At 54.1% G+C, this 15,260-nt stretch carries 15 protein-coding genes; 9 read left to right on the top strand and 6 right to left on the bottom strand.

Annotation, left to right across the window (positions count from 1 at the left end):
• The first annotated feature begins 36 nt into the window (after positions 1-36).
• A complete protein-coding gene (gene dsdC / locus JTI85_RS01065; protein WP_061068784.1) occupies positions 37-963 on the top strand; it encodes a DNA-binding transcriptional regulator DsdC in 927 nt (308 codons plus the stop codon).
• A gap of 78 nt (positions 964-1,041) precedes the next feature.
• Entirely contained in the window at positions 1,042-2,124 is a 1,083-nt protein-coding gene (locus JTI85_RS01060; RefSeq protein ID WP_048213760.1) for a cellulase family glycosylhydrolase, read from the top strand.
• Here JTI85_RS01060 and emrD read toward each other — a convergent pair.
• The 3 genes from emrD to tisB all read right to left on the bottom strand — a co-directional run bounded on the left by emrD (position 2,051) and on the right by tisB (position 4,475).
• A complete protein-coding gene (gene emrD, locus JTI85_RS01055) occupies positions 2,051-3,235 on the bottom strand; it encodes a multidrug efflux MFS transporter EmrD (RefSeq protein ID WP_219352012.1) in 1,185 nt (394 codons plus the stop codon). The genes JTI85_RS01060 and emrD overlap by 74 nt on opposite strands.
• 193 nt (positions 3,236-3,428) lie before the next feature.
• A complete protein-coding gene (locus JTI85_RS01050) occupies positions 3,429-4,262 on the bottom strand; it encodes a DMT family transporter (RefSeq protein ID WP_219352011.1) in 834 nt (277 codons plus the stop codon).
• Positions 4,263-4,385: 123 nt separating this feature from the next.
• Positions 4,386-4,475, bottom strand: a complete 90-nt coding sequence (gene tisB / locus JTI85_RS01045; RefSeq protein WP_003023909.1) for a type I toxin-antitoxin system toxin TisB — start codon at positions 4,473-4,475, stop codon at positions 4,386-4,388.
• A gap of 520 nt (positions 4,476-4,995) precedes the next feature.
• On the opposite strand from tisB, the gene ivbL reads away from it, so the two are divergent.
• From ivbL to uhpT, 7 genes are all read left to right on the top strand, one after another.
• Positions 4,996-5,094 carry an ilvB operon leader peptide IvbL gene (gene ivbL, locus JTI85_RS01040; RefSeq protein ID WP_003827118.1) on the top strand — a complete coding sequence of 33 codons (99 nt, stop codon included), beginning with the start codon at positions 4,996-4,998 and terminating at the stop codon, positions 5,092-5,094.
• Between the two features lie 107 nt (positions 5,095-5,201).
• Positions 5,202-6,890: an acetolactate synthase large subunit gene (gene ilvB / locus JTI85_RS01035; protein ID WP_048213757.1), complete on the top strand. Its 1,689-nt coding sequence runs from the start codon at positions 5,202-5,204 to the stop codon at positions 6,888-6,890.
• Positions 6,891-6,893: 3 nt separating this feature from the next.
• Complete coding sequence (gene ilvN, locus JTI85_RS01030; RefSeq protein ID WP_003023914.1) at positions 6,894-7,184, top strand: acetolactate synthase small subunit; 291 nt, start codon at positions 6,894-6,896, stop codon at positions 7,182-7,184.
• Positions 7,185-7,338: 154 nt separating this feature from the next.
• A complete protein-coding gene (gene uhpA, locus JTI85_RS01025; RefSeq protein ID WP_003023923.1) occupies positions 7,339-7,932 on the top strand; it encodes a transcriptional regulator UhpA in 594 nt (197 codons plus the stop codon).
• Entirely contained in the window at positions 7,929-9,431 is a 1,503-nt protein-coding gene (uhpB, locus tag JTI85_RS01020) for a signal transduction histidine-protein kinase/phosphatase UhpB (protein ID WP_219352010.1), read from the top strand. Before uhpA ends, uhpB begins: the two co-directional genes overlap by 4 nt.
• A 9-nt stretch (positions 9,432-9,440) precedes the next feature.
• Positions 9,441-10,769, top strand: a complete 1,329-nt coding sequence (locus JTI85_RS01015) for an MFS transporter (protein ID WP_061066885.1) — start codon at positions 9,441-9,443, stop codon at positions 10,767-10,769.
• Between the two features lie 141 nt (positions 10,770-10,910).
• Positions 10,911-12,302 (top strand): hexose-6-phosphate:phosphate antiporter, encoded by a 1,392-nt coding sequence (gene uhpT / locus JTI85_RS01010; protein WP_115642655.1) that lies wholly within the window; start codon positions 10,911-10,913, stop codon positions 12,300-12,302.
• Positions 12,303-12,349: 47 nt separating this feature from the next.
• Here the strand turns inward: uhpT and JTI85_RS01005 are convergent, their stop codons facing one another.
• From JTI85_RS01005 to JTI85_RS00995, 3 genes are read right to left on the bottom strand one after another with little or no spacing between them, the layout of a single operon-like run.
• On the bottom strand, positions 12,350-12,973 hold the full coding sequence (locus JTI85_RS01005; RefSeq protein ID WP_219352009.1) for a 2-dehydro-3-deoxy-6-phosphogalactonate aldolase: 624 nt from the start codon (positions 12,971-12,973) through the stop codon (positions 12,350-12,352).
• A complete protein-coding gene (locus tag JTI85_RS01000; RefSeq protein WP_061066883.1) occupies positions 12,966-13,862 on the bottom strand; it encodes a 2-dehydro-3-deoxygalactonokinase in 897 nt (298 codons plus the stop codon). Before JTI85_RS01000 ends, JTI85_RS01005 begins: the two co-directional genes overlap by 8 nt.
• Before the next feature lie 51 nt (positions 13,863-13,913).
• On the bottom strand, positions 13,914-15,224 hold the full coding sequence (locus JTI85_RS00995) for an MFS transporter (RefSeq protein ID WP_005121510.1): 1,311 nt from the start codon (positions 15,222-15,224) through the stop codon (positions 13,914-13,916).
• Positions 15,225-15,260: the final 36 nt, after the last annotated feature.

The raw sequence follows: 15,260 nt of genomic DNA, 5'->3' as shown, positions 1-15,260 counted from the left end.
ACTCCGGCGCATGAATCAGGAGGACTGGAGGTGAGTTTGGATCCCTTACGCGAGGGCAGAAACCGGCTGCTCAATGGCTGGCAGCTGTCAAAGCTGTATACCTTTGAAGTGGCGGCCCGGCATCAGTCGTTTGCGCTGGCGGCAGATGAGCTGTCGTTAAGCCCCAGCGCCGTCAGCCATCGCATTAATCAGCTGGAAGATGAGCTGGGCATTCAGCTGTTTGTCCGTTCACACCGTAAAGTGGAACTCACCCACGAGGGTAAGCGGGTGTTCTGGGCGCTGAAATCGTCGCTGGATACGCTGAATCAGGAAATCCTCGATATTAAAAACCAGGAGCTGTCCGGGACGCTTACCGTCTACTCACGGCCTTCTATCGCCCAGTGCTGGCTGGTTCCGGCGCTCGGTGACTTTACCCGTCGCTACCCGTCAATTTCACTGACCATCCTGACCGGCAACGACAACGTCAATTTACAGCGTGCCGGGGTCGATTTGGCTATCTATTTTGACGATGCGCCCTCCGCGCAGCTTACGCACCACTTCCTGATGGATGAAGAGATCCTGCCGGTATGCAGCCCGGACTACGCTCGCCGCCATGACCTTACCGGTTCGCTGGTGAATTTGCCGCACTGCACCTTGCTGCATGACAGACAGGCATGGAGTAACGACTCAGGAACCGATGAATGGCACAGTTGGGCGCAGCATTTTGCCGTGAATTTGCCGACATCATCGGGTATCGGCTTTGATCGTTCTGATTTAGCGGTAATTGCCGCCATGAACCATATCGGCGTGGCGATGGGCCGAAAGCGGCTGGTGCAGAAACGTCTCGACAGCGGGGAACTGGTCGCGCCTTTCGGTGATATGGCGCTGAAATGCCATCAACACTATTACATCACCACGCTGCCCGGCAGGCAGTGGCCAAAAATCGAGGCATTTATTGGCTGGCTGCAGGAGCAGGTTAAATAAGCGGGCCGCGAATATTTTTTACGCTTTCTCTCTACACGGAAAGTGAAAAAGCATGCTAAATACGTGATATCACTCCTGATGATTTGCGTAAGGACGACCGTGTTAAAGCCGATAGTTTCCCTTTTACTGTTAGCCAGCGCCACCGTGTATGCCGCGCCCCCTGTGCTGACGGCGGCGCTGTATGCGCAGCAGCTTGGCGTTGGGATGGACGTAGACTGGGCTCGCACCGATCGCGGTATCCGCGAGTTCGATCCGCTGGTGGTACGGGATTTCAAGGCGAAGGGGATCTCTCATGTGCGTATTCGTGTGGCTGGTGAGCCAACAGAAGCCAGGCTCATCCATTTGCGCAAGCTGGTAGAGGCTTGCGAGCAATACGGCGTGATCCCGATCATTGCCTATCAGGCTGACGAATATAAAAAAGACCCCAGCGCCGGTAACGAAAAAGAGGTGGTTAACTGGTGGGTGGCAGTGGCGCATTACTTTGGTCAAGGCTCGCCGTTGCTGGGTTTCGACCTGATATATGAGCCTGCCGATAAGCTTAATCACAATCAGACTTCGCTCAATCGGGTGTACGACAAAACGATTCGCACAATCCACGCCATTTCGCCGCAGCGGATGATTTTCATTGCTCCGCGACTGCGCGCGGCACCGGAAGATTTGCCTAATCTGAAATTACCGCCGCAAAGTCAGAATACCGTTCTGGCTGAATGGCATATCTTCCCGTGGGGGCCGCTAAAAAATAACGGTAAGTATCCCTGGACGTCGGGGACTGCGGCAGAAAAAGCCGCCATTCGCGCCCGTATTAATACGGCCATTCACTGGCAACAGAAAACGGGTCATCTCAGTTGGGTGGGGGGCTGGTCGCCGGGAGAGACCATCAAAAACGCGCCTTCTGCCGCGCAAACTGCATTTGCACGGTTTATGGCATGTGAACTGCGCAAGGCGAAAATCCCCTATGCTATCAATGCGGATATGCAGTTCTATGATGGCGAAGAAGGGGCCTGGCGTCCGGCGCTGGAGCCGTTGCTGACGACGATGATCGCGCCAGAATGCGAAAAGCCCGGCGATAAGCCGGGCCATCATACGCTTAAACCGCCTGTCCCTGATGCGACACGCGTGATGCCAGCGGAAGCCAGCAAACAAAAATCAACAGCCCCATAAGGGTCATCAGCAGGCCCAGACTGGCTTGCCCGGTCTGCGGCAGCATGGCAGAAAACCATGCCAGCACGCCGGAACCAATGTTCTGTAATCCCCCAACCAGCGCGCCAGCCGTGCCTGCCAGGAACGGGAAAGGCTCCATTGCACCGCTGGTTGCCAGCGGAAACAACATTCCGGCACCGAAGAAAAACAGCGCGGCAGGAACCAGCAGTGTCCAGACGTTCATCACGTCAAACAGCCCCGGGATCCACATCATTAAACCCGCTACCAGACAGCAGGTCACCGACTGCCACATTAGCGTCGAGAAACGCTTATTCGGGCGACCGGCGAACCATGCGCCGAAAAACGCCGCCGGAATAGGCAGGATAAACAGGATACTGACCACCATGCTGCTTAGACCGAGCCGTGCGCCCAATAATACTCCGGAGCAGGCCTCAAAGACCGCAACGCCCGCCAGACCGCCGATCAACATCAGCACGTAACAGGTGAAAGCGCTATTACCAAACAGGGTTTTGTAGCTGGCAATAAGTCGTGAACGCGGCGCACCCGCAGGCCGTGTTTCCGGCATCCAGCGCGCCATGCTAAACGTCACACCCGCACACAGAATCAGCAGGAAAATATAGCAGGCGCGCCAGTTCCACACTGTATCCAGCATGCCGCCAATCAGCGGAGCTAACAGCGGACTGACCAGAATCCCCATGTTTAACAGGCTATTGGCGTGGCGCAGTTGTGTGCCTTCGTACAAATCGCGCGGTAAGGTTCGCGCCATCACACCGCCGACGCCCGTTCCCATCCCCTGGATTGCGCTGGCGATAATCAGTACCGTCAGGCTATGGGTGGTAATGGCGACCAGCGTGGCCAGCATAAAAATAGACATCCCGGCGAGGATCACCGGGCGGCGCCCTACGCGGTCTGAAAGGGGACCGTAAACCAGTTGCGACACGCCGTAGGTCAGCAGGTAGGCAGCCATTACGCTTTGCACCGCGCCTTCGCGAACGTTCAGTTCACGCGCCATATCAGCAATCGCGGGGATATAAATGGTTTGCGCCATCTGACCTACCGCCACCAGTAATACCAACATCAACAACAAATTGACGCTTCTATGCCTTTTCATTTCGCTGATTACTTTTAAAAAAGAGAAAAAAGAAGAATAAGGTGCTGCACTTTCCCGTAAATGCGCGTGGAATCTACCACAACAGAAAAAGAAGGCCAGATAGTGGGCTGGAATGTTTATGTGCTGGACGGCAGGAAATGTAAACAAAATCCGGCAACAAATGTTGCCGGATTGCATCGGGTTTACAACGACATCATGATAAGCGGAGTAAAACTGCGCCGGCGGCAATACCTCCGGCTGCGATAAGACGTATTCCGGCAACCTTTTCTTTCAGCAGCAGCCACGCGAGCAGTGCGCCAAACAGAATGGATGTTTCACGCAGCGCCGCGACCACCGCCAGCGGGGCCTGAGTCATCGCCCACAGTGCCAGGCCGTAAGACCCCATCGTACCAATCCCGCCAAGAATACCTTTTTTCCACTGCTGTACCAGATAACGTGACGCTTCCCGGCGTCGGGCGATCATCGCCCAACCCAGAAGGCAGGAGCCGTTCAGAAAGAAGGTCCACAGCGTGTAGCCCAGCGCGGTTTCTGAAAGCCGAACACCGGTGCCATCAACCAGCGTATAACTGGCGATAAAACAGGCATTAATGAGTGCCAGGATAATCCCACGTTGCGAGCCGCAGCGTCCGTTAAATGCCATCCCGAGAATAGCCAGACAGATGGTGGCAATCCCCACCCAGGCGAGTAGCGAGAGGCTATCGCCAAGAAACAGGACGCTGATAATCGCGACCAGCAGCGGCGCTGTGCCGCGCATCAGAGGATAGGTCTGGCTCATATCCGAAACCTGATAGGTTTTAGCGACCAGGACGGTATAGACCACCTGTAATGCGGTTGAGACAGCTAAAAACGGCAGGCTGGCGGCAGAGGGTTGCGGCGCAAAGGGTAAACAAATCAGCGCCATAATCGCAGCGGTTCCGCTGACGCTTATAGCCGAGTACAACTTGTCGTTTCCCGCTTTTACGATGGCATTCCAGCTGGCATGCAGCAGTGCGGCGAACAGCAAAATGCAGAAAACAGAAAGCGTCATGGCGGAATTCTTCCCTGAGGATGTCATAAAAACGTAACACATTGGCACGACACAAGCACCAGGGAGAAGGTGAAAGGGGAGCGGAGTGTTACCCGCCCCCCTTAGGTGCGACTTGAATCTGAATTACTTAACGTATTTCAGAACGGCATCAAGGAGTTGCAGTGCTGCAACAATGAGTTTGAGGATAAGAATAGCGATATCCACGAGGCTCATACGCTCTCCTTTTGGTACAAGGAGCACGGTGCTGGCGTACCTCGCCGCTGCCTGTTGCCAGCACCTTTGTTGACGTAACACAGTGTGCTCACTTAGGGGGTTAAGGCGCTGACGGCACCACCCGTTTCAGCCAGGACTTTGATGCGCCGGTAAAACAGCGGCCCCCTCGCGCACTGCGAACATTTACAGTATAGATAAATACTGTATGTATGAACAGTATTTTATGGACAAAATCCGCAAAGCGATCCATACTCAGAAACGTCAAAATCCGTGCCTTAAATTGCGCGTTCGTTCCCGATCGCGTATACTTCTTGCGTTGACGTAACACAGTGTGTTCTGCGGTTACCAGCCGCAAACCCTGAAAAAAACCTCGCCCCGGCGGGGTTTTTTGTTTTTACATTGCGTACAGATAAACGTGATCTTTGGCGCATTTTTGCGCAGATGAAAAATTTTCCATTGTCACGCTGAAAAACCTGTGTTTGTATAAATCCTGTTAACCAACAAACAGACAAGGCCCCTAATGAACCCTTCCATGCTGACTGCGACCCTACTAAAAACTGCGCCATCTCGCGCAGCGGTCGTCGTGCGTGTGGTGGTGGTCGTCGGCAATGCGCCGTAGGGTCCGGAACAACACACGATTCCAAAACCCCGCCGGCGCAAACCGGGCGGGGTTTTTCGTTTCAGAGACCTGCCCGGAGCAAAGGCCCAGAATAAAAGGACTGGAGCATGGCAAGTTCGGGCATAACATCCAAGCGTACGCGTTTTACGGGCGCAGAATTCATCGTTCATTTCCTGGAACGTCAGGGAATTAAAGTGGTCACCGGTATTCCTGGCGGCTCAATTCTCCCCGTCTACGACGCCTTGAGCCAAAGCACGAAAATCCGTCATATCCTGGCGCGCCACGAGCAGGGTGCGGGGTTTATCGCCCAGGGGATGGCACGAACCGAGGGTAAACCCGCCGTCTGTATGGCCTGTAGCGGACCGGGCGCAACCAACCTGGTGACCGCTATTGCCGATGCGCGCCTGGATTCCATCCCGTTGGTGTGTATCACTGGTCAGGTTCCGGCCTCGATGATCGGCACCGACGCTTTCCAGGAAGTTGACACCTACGGCATCTCTATCCCCATCACCAAACACAATTATCTGGTTCGCCATATCAATGAATTACCGCAGGTCATGAGCGATGCCTTCCGCATTGCGCAGTCAGGACGCCCAGGCCCGGTGTGGATAGACATACCTAAGGACATTCAAACAGCCGTATTTGAAATTGAAGAGATGCCGGAGCCTGCAGAAAAAGCCCCTGCGCCAACCTTTAGCGCGGACAGCGTTCGCGATGCTGCCGCCATGATTAATGCGGCACAACGCCCGGTGTTGTACCTCGGCGGCGGCGTGATTAACGCGCCGGAGCGCGTTCGTGAGCTGGCCGAAAAAGCAAAACTGCCTACCACCATGACGTTGATGGCGCTGGGCATGCTGCCAAAAGCGCATCCGCTGTCGTTAGGCATGTTGGGTATGCATGGCGCGCGCAGCACCAACTTTATTCTGCAAGAGGCTGATTTACTGATTGTTCTTGGCGCACGTTTTGATGACCGGGCGATTGGTAAAACCGAACAGTTCTGCCCGAATGCCAAAATCATCCACGTGGATATTGACCGCGCGGAGCTGGGTAAAATCAAACAGCCGCACGTGGCCATTCAGGCAGATGTCGATGAGGTGCTGGAACAGCTGATCCCATTGATTGAGGCACAACCGCGGGACGCGTGGCATCAGATGGTGGCCGATTTACAACGCGAATTCCCTTGTACTATTCCACAGGAAAGCGATCCGCTCAGCCATTATGGGCTGATTAACGCCGTTGCCGCCTGCGTGGACGACAGCGCCATTATCACCACCGACGTCGGCCAGCACCAGATGTGGGCGGCACAGGCTTACCCGCTGAACCGTCCGCGCCAGTGGCTGACCTCCGGCGGTCTGGGAACCATGGGCTTTGGCCTGCCTGCGGCGATTGGTGCGGCGCTGGCGAACCCGGACAAGAAAGTGTTGTGCTTCTCCGGCGACGGCAGCCTGATGATGAATATTCAGGAAATGGCGACTGCCAGCGAAAATCAGCTGGATATTAAAATTATCCTGATGAATAACGAAGCACTGGGTCTGGTGTATCAGCAGCAGAGCCTGTTCTATAAGCAAGGCGTGTTTGCTGCGACCTATCCGGGGATGATTAACTTTATGCAGATTGCCGCTGGTTTTGGTCTCGAAACCTGTGATCTGAATAACGAAGCGGACCCACAGGCGGCGCTGCAGGAGATAATCAATCGTCCAGGACCCGCGCTGATCCACGTACGTATTGATGCAGAAGAAAAAGTGTATCCGATGGTACCGCCGGGTGCGGCAAACACTGAAATGGTGGGGGAATAAGCCATGCAACAGCAGACTCATGACAACGTAATCCTGGAACTCACCGTACGCAACCACCCGGGTGTAATGACCCACGTTTGTGGGCTGTTTGCCCGCCGTGCGTTCAACGTGGAAGGTATCCTCTGTCTACCGATTCAGGACAGTGATAAGAGCCGTATCTGGCTATTGGTGAATGATGACCAGCGTCTGGAGCAGATGATAAGCCAGATCGACAAACTGGAAGATGTGGTGAAAGTGGCCCGCAATCAGTCCGATCCGTCGATGTTTAACAAAATCACCGTGTTCTTTGAGTGATTCGCTCAAGGCTTGAACACCAAAGCACTTATCGTTAAGGTAAGCGCTTTTGCAGGATGGCGGTATTAATGCCTTATCCGGCCTACAACGGCACCTGCCCGTAGGCCTGATAAGCGCAGCGCCATCAGGCATGTCTTAGCGCCAGGATGAACCCATGATTACCGTTGCCCTTATTGACGACCACCTTATCGTCCGCTCCGGCTTTGCCCAACTGCTGGGGCTGGAACCTGATTTGCAGGTGGTGGCTGAGTTTGGCTCAGGCAGTGAGGCGCTGGCGGGATTACCGGGGCGCGGCGTGCAGGTCTGTATCTGTGATATCTCGATGCCAGATATCTCCGGTCTTGAACTGTTAAGCCAGTTGCCAAAAGGAATGGCGATTATCATGCTCTCCGTCCACGACAGCCCGGCGCTGGTGGAGCAGGCGCTCAACGCGGGCGCGCGTGGTTTCCTTTCTAAACGCTGTAGCCCGGATGAGCTGATCGCAGCGGTGCATACCGTGGCGACCGGCGGCTGTTACCTGACGCCGGACATCGCCGTCAAACTGGCGGCCGGGCGTCAGGACCCGCTCACCAAACGTGAACGTCAGGTGGCAGAAAAACTGGCGCAAGGGATGGCAGTCAAAGAGATTGCGGCTGAACTGGGCTTGTCACCAAAAACGGTACACGTGCACCGCGCCAACCTGATGGAAAAGTTGGGCGTAAGCAACGATGTTGAACTGGCTCGGCGGATGTTTGACGGCTGGCAATGAACACGTTCTTTTCCCGGTTAGTCACCATTGTTGCCTGCTTTTTTATCTTCTCTGCCGCATGGTTTTGCCTGTGGAGCATCAGCCTGCATCTGGTTGAACGCCCGGAGCTGGCAGTGCTGCTGTTTCCATTCGGCCTGCGCCTGGGCTTAATGCTGCAATGTCCGCGCGGCTACTGGCCGGTACTGTTGGGTGCGGAATGGCTGCTTCTGTTCTGGCTGGCGCAGGAAGTGGCGCTGTCCCATCTGCCGCTTTTGGTGATCGGTAGCTTTCTCACCTTACTTCCCGTCGCACTGACCTCACGTTTCCGCCATCAGCGTGACTGGCGCACATTGTTATTACAGGGGGCAGCGCTGACCGCAGCGGCACTGTTGCAATCGCTACCATGGCTTGGGCAAGGTGAAGAGGCGTGGACCGTGCTGCTGCTGACGCTCACCGGTGGGCTGACGCTGGCGCCGATCTGCCTGGTATTCTGGCACTATCTGACCAGCACCACCTGGCTGCCGCTGGGACCGGCGGTGGTTTCTCAACCTGTGAACTGGCGCGGACGACATCTGGTCTGGTACCTGCTGTTGTTCAGTGTCAGCCTGTGGTTGCAGTTGGGTCTGCCGAATGAATTGTCGCGCTTTACGCCGTTTTGCCTCGCGCTACCGATTATTGCACTTGCCTGGCACTATGGCTGGCAGGGGGCGCTGATCGCAACGCTAATGAATGCCATCGCGCTGATTGCCAGCCAGACCTGGCACGACCATCCCGTCGACTTGCTGCTCTCCTTGCTGGCGCAGAGCCTGACCGGGTTGCTGCTCGGCGCGGGTATTCAGCGCCTGCGTGAACTCAACCAGTCGCTGCAAAACGAGCTGGCACGTAATCATCGGCTGGCCGAGCGTTTGTTGGAAACCGAAGAAAGCGTGCGCCGCGACGTGGCGCGTGAACTGCACGATGATATCGGCCAGACCATCACCGCCATTCGTACCCAGGCGGGTATTGTCCAGCGCCTGGCGCCGGAAAACGCAGGGGTGAAGCGTAGCGGGGCACACATCGAACAACTTTCTCTCGGCGTGTACGATTCGGTGCGTCGCCTGTTAGGCCGCCTGCGACCGCGCCAGTTAGATGATTTAACGCTGGAGCAGGCTATCCGTTCGTTGATGCGGGAAATGGAGCTGGAAAGTCGCGGTATCGTCAGCCATCTCGACTGGCGAATTGACGAATCTGCACTCAGTGAAAGCCAGCGGGTGACGCTGTTTCGCGTCTGCCAGGAGGGACTGAACAATATTGTTAAGCATGCTAATGCCAGCGCGGTGACGCTCCAGGGCTGGTTACAGGATGAGCGGTTGATGCTGGTGATTGAGGACGATGGCAGCGGCCTGCCGCCGGGTTCGAATAAGCAGGGATTTGGCCTCACCGGGATGCGTGAGCGCATTACGGCCCTCGGCGGTAAGCTTTCGATATCCTGTACGCACGGTACGCGGGTCAGCGTCTCTTTGCCTCAGCGTTATGTGTAAGGAATGGCAATGTTTCAGTTTCTAAAAGCCCCGGCTAATGCGCCACTCATTACCAATAAAAGTGAGGTAGATGCCCGTTATCGCTACTGGCGGCGGCATATTCTGACCACCATCTGGCTTGGCTACGCGCTGTTCTATTTCACGCGCAAAAGCTTCAACGCTGCGGTGCCGGATATCCTCACCAGCGGTGTGCTGACCCGCAGCGACATTGGCCTGTTGGCAACGCTGTTTTACATCACTTACGGCCTGTCGAAGTTTGTCTCTGGTATCGTCAGCGATCGTTCCAACGCCCGCTATTTTATGGGCATTGGTTTGATTGCCACCGGCGTGGTAAACATCCTGTTCGGTTTCTCGACCTCGCTTTGGGCCTTTGCGCTACTGTGGGCACTGAATGCGTTTTTCCAGGGCTGGGGTTCGCCGGTCTGCGCGCGTTTATTGACCGCGTGGTATTCGCGTACCGAGCGCGGCGGCTGGTGGGCGCTGTGGAATACCGCGCACAACGTCGGCGGGGCGCTGATACCTATCGTGATGGCGGCGACGGCGCTGCATTATGGCTGGCGTGCAGGAATGATGATTGCCGGAATACTGGCGATTGTGGTCGGATTTTTCCTGTGCTGGCGGTTGCGCGACAGGCCGCAGGCGATTGGCTTACCTCCGGTTGGCGACTGGCGACATGATGAGTTAGAAATTGCCCAGCAGCAGGAGGGCGCAGGCTTAACCCGCAAAGAAATTCTCACTCGCTATGTGTTGCTGAATCCCTACATCTGGCTGCTGTCGTTGTGTTATGTGCTGGTGTACGTGGTACGTGCGGCGATCAATGACTGGGGTAATCTGTACATGTCAGAAACGCTGGGGGTCGATCTGGTGACCGCCAACACCGCGGTGACCATGTTTGAACTGGGCGGGTTTATTGGGGCTCTGGTGGCGGGTTGGGGGTCAGATAAGCTGTTCAACGGCAATCGTGGGCCAATGAACCTGATTTTTGCCGCCGGGATTTTGCTTTCCGTCGGTTCGCTGTGGCTGATGCCGTTCGCCAGCTACGTGATGCAGGCAGCGTGCTTCTTCACCACCGGATTTTTCGTCTTTGGCCCGCAAATGCTGATTGGTATGGCGGCGGCGGAGTGCTCGCACAAAGAGGCGGCTGGGGCGGCGACCGGGTTTGTCGGGCTGTTCGCTTACCTGGGCGCTTCGCTCTCCGGTTGGCCGCTGGCGAAGGTAATGGAAGTCTGGCACTGGACCGGATTCTTTGTGGTTATCGCCATCGCGGCGGGGATCTCCGCGCTGTTGCTGTTGCCGTTTTTGAATGCCCAGGCGCCGCGTGAGCCTGGTGAAGCGTGATGTACCTCACCTTTTTGCCCCGAGTGGGGTAAAACTAAGAAATTTTCCCGGTTTCACCTGGACGCTGTCTCAGGCGTGATCCCCGGCTGATTTTTACAATGCCTGCTATTCGCAGGTATAAAAATTAGCTCGGAGAGTCCTATGCTGGCCTTCTTAAACCAGGTGCGCAAGCCAACCCTGGATCTGCCGCTCGATGTGCGGCGCAAAATGTGGTTCAAACCGTTCATGCAGTCTTATCTGGTAGTTTTCATCGGCTACCTGACCATGTACCTGATCCGCAAAAACTTCAACATCGCGCAGAATGACATGATCTCCACCTACGGGCTGAGCATGACGCAGCTGGGGATGATTGGCCTGGGCTTTTCCATCACCTACGGCGTGGGTAAAACGCTGGTTTCTTATTACGCGGATGGCAAAAACACCAAGCAGTTCCTGCCGTTTATGTTGATCCTCTCTGCTATCTGTATGCTCGGTTTTAGCGCCAGCATGGGGGCGGGTTCGACCAGCCTGTTTCTGATGATCGCCTTTTACGCGCTGAGCGGCTTCTTCCAGAGTACCGGCGGCTCGTGTAGTTATTCCACCATCACCAAATGGACGCCGCGTCGTAAGCGTGGATCGTATCTCGGTATGTGGAACATCTCCCACAACCTCGGCGGTGCCGGTGCGGCGGGTGTGGCGTTGTTTGGCGCCAACTACCTGTTCGACGGTCACGTCATCGGTATGTTTATCTTCCCGTCGATTATCGCCCTGATTGTTGGCTTTATCGGCCTGCGCTATGGCAGCGACTCCCCGGAATCGTATGGCCTCGGTAAAGCCGAAGAGTTGTTCGGTGAGGAGATCAGCGAAGAAGACAAAGAGACCGAAGAAAACGAGATGACCAAATGGCAGATCTTTGTTGAGTACGTGCTGAAAAACAAAGTGATCTGGCTGCTGTGTTTCTCCAACATCTTCCTGTACGTGGTGCGTATCGGTATTGACCAGTGGTCCACCGTCTACGCTTTCCAGGAGCTGAAGCTCTCCAAAGAAGTGGCGATTCAGGGCTTTACTCTCTTTGAAGTGGGCGCGCTGGTCGGCACGCTGCTGTGGGGCTGGCTCTCTGACCTGGCGAATGGTCGCCGGGCGCTGGTGGCCTGCGTGGCGCTGGCATTAATCATTGCGACACTGGGCGTTTATCAGCACGCCAGCAACCAGTATGTTTATCTGGCGTCGCTGTTTGCGCTGGGCTTCCTGGTGTTTGGTCCGCAGCTGTTGATTGGTGTGGCGGCAGTCGGATTTGTGCCGAAAAAAGCGATCGGCGCAGCCGATGGGATTAAAGGGACATTCGCCTATCTGATTGGTGACAGTTTCGCCAAGCTTGGCCTGGGGATGATTGCCGATGGTACGCCGGTCTTCGGCCTCACCGGCTGGGCAGGAACCTTCGCCGCGCTGGACACCGCCGCCATCGGTTGTATCTGCCTGATGGCCATCGTGGCCGTGTTTGAAGAACGTAAAATTCGTCGCGAGAAAAAGATTCAACAATTGAAAGTCGCTTAAGTTAAGTGTGCATTGGTAACTTTTGCCCGCCTTAATGGCGGGCTTTTTTATGCCTCATTATGCTGACAGTAGCTGTTATAAGCCTCAACAAATAGCTTCGCATTTGTTGCAGTTTGGTGGACGGATTGCCCAATGCGATAAAGATCGCTGCCTAATCCGGCACTGTAACAACCTGCATTCAGGTAATGAGACAGCTTGTCAGGGCGAATTCCGCCTACGGCATATAAAGGTGTTTGAGGAGGTAAAACCGCTTTTAATGCCCGGATGTAATTCGGTCCCAGTTCTCCCGCAGGGAAAATTTTCAGTCCATCTGCGCCGTGCCTGAGTGCAAGAAATGCTTCGCTGGCTGTGTGGCAACCGATGCAGGTTTTCATTTGGGCCGCTTTGGCGGCATCAATTAATTCCGGATCGGTGTTGGGTGTAAGGATAAATGCGCATCCAAGTGAAGAGAGAGTGCTGATATCCGCGACATTAGTAACCGTCCCTGCACCGATTTTTATCGTCTGGCCATAATGCTCCACGGCCAAAGCAATACTGCTTTTCCAGTCTGGAGAATTCAGCGGTATTTCTATTGTGCTGAAGCCAGCTGTGATCAGCGCGTCAATATGAGCCAGCACCTCATCAGGCTTCACTCCGCGCAGAATGGCGACCAAAGGGTTACGGCTATTCATGTAAAAGTCTCCTGATACCATTAATAAATGCTTTTTCACCATTGCACAGACGACAGCGATAACCGAAATGATGAAACAAACTTTGATAGCGGCTGAGCAAATCTTCATTGCCTACCAAAACGACTTCTTCCCCGGTGTTAATGGCGTAATGCTGTAGCATTTGCGCGATTTCGTGGCCAATCAGTAATCCTGAGAGAGATTCGTATAGCGTGTCGGGTGGCAAGGAATGGCTGAGTATTCGAGCTCTGAGGTCAAATACGCTGCGGGATAAACACGTTTCATTCCAGCCACGTTCGGCTCCGTCTAAAAAAGCCTGAATGTTCGTGTTTTGTTCCCCGGCATTTTTTCCCACTATGGAATAGTGGGAGAGCAAATGAAAAAACTCGCCGGTCATGATAGTTTGAAAATCGCAGACGATACCCTCTTGCACCTGAACCCATTTGCTGTGTGTCCCAGGGAAGACGTACCAGAGGTCATCAGTCAGGGCGCCAAAAAGTTGCGTTTCCTCTCCACGCATGACGTTGTAGGTTTTTGGTCCGGCAATTTGCAGACCCGGTACGATGAAAGTGGGAAAAGGACCCGCATCCTCAACCGCTGTCAGATGCTGCGATAATGCGCTTAACGGGGTTGGGCAACGCAAATAGTGGCTATCTACCCAACCGATATTACTGCCCACCATACCGCTCATTATGACGGTTGTATCTTTGCTTAATGGCTGCGGACACAAACTTAGCAGTGTTAGCCAGGTATCTTTGAATGCGTCAGGATTATGCTTGAGTACACCATTCTGATCGGCGTGTTGCCAGACACATTGATTCTGTTGATAGACCCAAATGCGCAGGTTGCTGGAGCCCCAATCCACGGCAATAAAATTCTCTGAATTGAACATACATCATTCCTGATACGAAAAGATGGCCCTAAGCGGGCCATATTCAGGGGATTACTCGTCGGCAATAACCATTTTTTTATCAAAATTGATCAGCAGCGAGCAGATGAGATAACCCACAGCAGCCAGTGCAAAGAACATCATGGCGGCGTAATAATTTCCGGTGGATTGCACCAGGAAACCGATAAAAATTGGCAGGATAGCGGCGAATAAGTTACTGGTGAAGTTCATGGTCCCACAGATGGTACCCGCAACAGATTGCGCGCCTAGCAGCCCTGGTATTGACCAGTAAACACTGGCCCACCGCAATGGGAAAAGGGCAATGGTGAGCAGGGTTATCGCAACGGCTGGTGTAGAACTTTGTGCGCAAAGGAAAATACCAACGCCAGCGGTAGTGGCAGAAATAGCCAACATTGTATGCATCACACGGCTTGTTTTTGCCCCTTTGCTGCGCCATTTATCCATAATGTAGCCGCCGGTCAGTTGGCCGACAAAACACAGCAAGAAGATCAGCGCCATTGCTCCACCCATCGATTTGATATCGAAACCGTAGGTGGCCTGAAAGTAGAGCGGCAGCCAGGTCATCAGGCCGTAGAACACAAAGCTGTAGCAAACCCAACCACCGATGAGCGCAATCACATTCCGTTGTTTTAGATAAGGTTTGATGTCGGCCAGACGGTATTTCTTGCTGCTGGTTTCAGCACCGTTTGCAGCGGTAATATGGTCCAGTTCTGCTTTATTAATGCTGGGATGTTCTGATGGATAAGTGCGGATGTACCACCAGGCCAGTAAGCCGACCACCATTGTTCCCACACCTGCCACCACAAATGCCATACGCCAGGAGTCGAAAAAAGCAATAAGTCCTGCGATGATCACCGCCCCTAATGCCGTCCCCAACGGCGCGCCGCCATCAAGTAGCATCGAACCACGCCCGCGTTCTGTTGGTGTTAACCATGTCCCCATTAACTTTGCGCCAGCGGGCATAATTGGAGATTCAGTAACGCCTAACCCCAGTCGAGAAAGTGAGAGAGTAAAAATGGAGTGGCACAGCGCCGCGACTGCCTGAAATGCTCCCCATAAGATAGTGGCAAGCGCTATGATATTTCTCGCTTTAAATTTATCAGCAATAACTCCACTGGGAATTTGCATCAAAGCATAAGCCCAGAAAAAGGCACTATGAATAACCCCAACAACGCGTGTGTCAGTAATGCCAAATTCATCCGTAATATATGGCATGGCAATGGAAAGAGATGTGCGGTCAATATAATTAATGGCGCCTAATAAAAGCATGATGATAAATATCCGCCATCTTACAGTTGTTGCCTTTAATTTTTCTTCTTCAGTATTTGCATTAACAAGAGACATAAGGGCTCCTTGCCATACTCATAATAATATGAGTAT

The organism is Citrobacter sp. Colony219 (assembly GCF_019382635.1).
Classification (GTDB): Bacteria; Pseudomonadota; Gammaproteobacteria; order Enterobacterales; family Enterobacteriaceae; genus Citrobacter; species Citrobacter youngae.
Note: the sequence above shows the minus strand (reverse complement) of the source record. Positions and strands in the feature narration are given on the sequence as shown.

Coding starts and splice junctions, on each gene's coding strand:
- JTI85_RS01060 (WP_048213760.1), top strand. CDS start 1,042: ATGATTTGCGTAAGGACGACCGTGTTAAAGCCGATAGTTTCCCTTTTA.
- emrD (WP_219352012.1), bottom strand. CDS start 3,235: ATGAAAAGGCATAGAAGCGTCAATTTGTTGTTGATGTTGGTATTACTG.
- JTI85_RS01050 (WP_219352011.1), bottom strand. CDS start 4,262: ATGACGCTTTCTGTTTTCTGCATTTTGCTGTTCGCCGCACTGCTGCAT.
- tisB (WP_003023909.1), bottom strand. CDS start 4,475: ATGAGCCTCGTGGATATCGCTATTCTTATCCTCAAACTCATTGTTGCA.
- ivbL (WP_003827118.1), top strand. CDS start 4,996: ATGAACCCTTCCATGCTGACTGCGACCCTACTAAAAACTGCGCCATCT.
- ilvB (WP_048213757.1), top strand. CDS start 5,202: ATGGCAAGTTCGGGCATAACATCCAAGCGTACGCGTTTTACGGGCGCA.
- ilvN (WP_003023914.1), top strand. CDS start 6,894: ATGCAACAGCAGACTCATGACAACGTAATCCTGGAACTCACCGTACGC.
- uhpA (WP_003023923.1), top strand. CDS start 7,339: ATGATTACCGTTGCCCTTATTGACGACCACCTTATCGTCCGCTCCGGC.
- uhpB (WP_219352010.1), top strand. CDS start 7,929: ATGAACACGTTCTTTTCCCGGTTAGTCACCATTGTTGCCTGCTTTTTT.
- JTI85_RS01015 (WP_061066885.1), top strand. CDS start 9,441: ATGTTTCAGTTTCTAAAAGCCCCGGCTAATGCGCCACTCATTACCAAT.
- uhpT (WP_115642655.1), top strand. CDS start 10,911: ATGCTGGCCTTCTTAAACCAGGTGCGCAAGCCAACCCTGGATCTGCCG.
- JTI85_RS01005 (WP_219352009.1), bottom strand. CDS start 12,973: ATGAATAGCCGTAACCCTTTGGTCGCCATTCTGCGCGGAGTGAAGCCT.
- JTI85_RS01000 (WP_061066883.1), bottom strand. CDS start 13,862: ATGTTCAATTCAGAGAATTTTATTGCCGTGGATTGGGGCTCCAGCAAC.
- JTI85_RS00995 (WP_005121510.1), bottom strand. CDS start 15,224: ATGTCTCTTGTTAATGCAAATACTGAAGAAGAAAAATTAAAGGCAACA.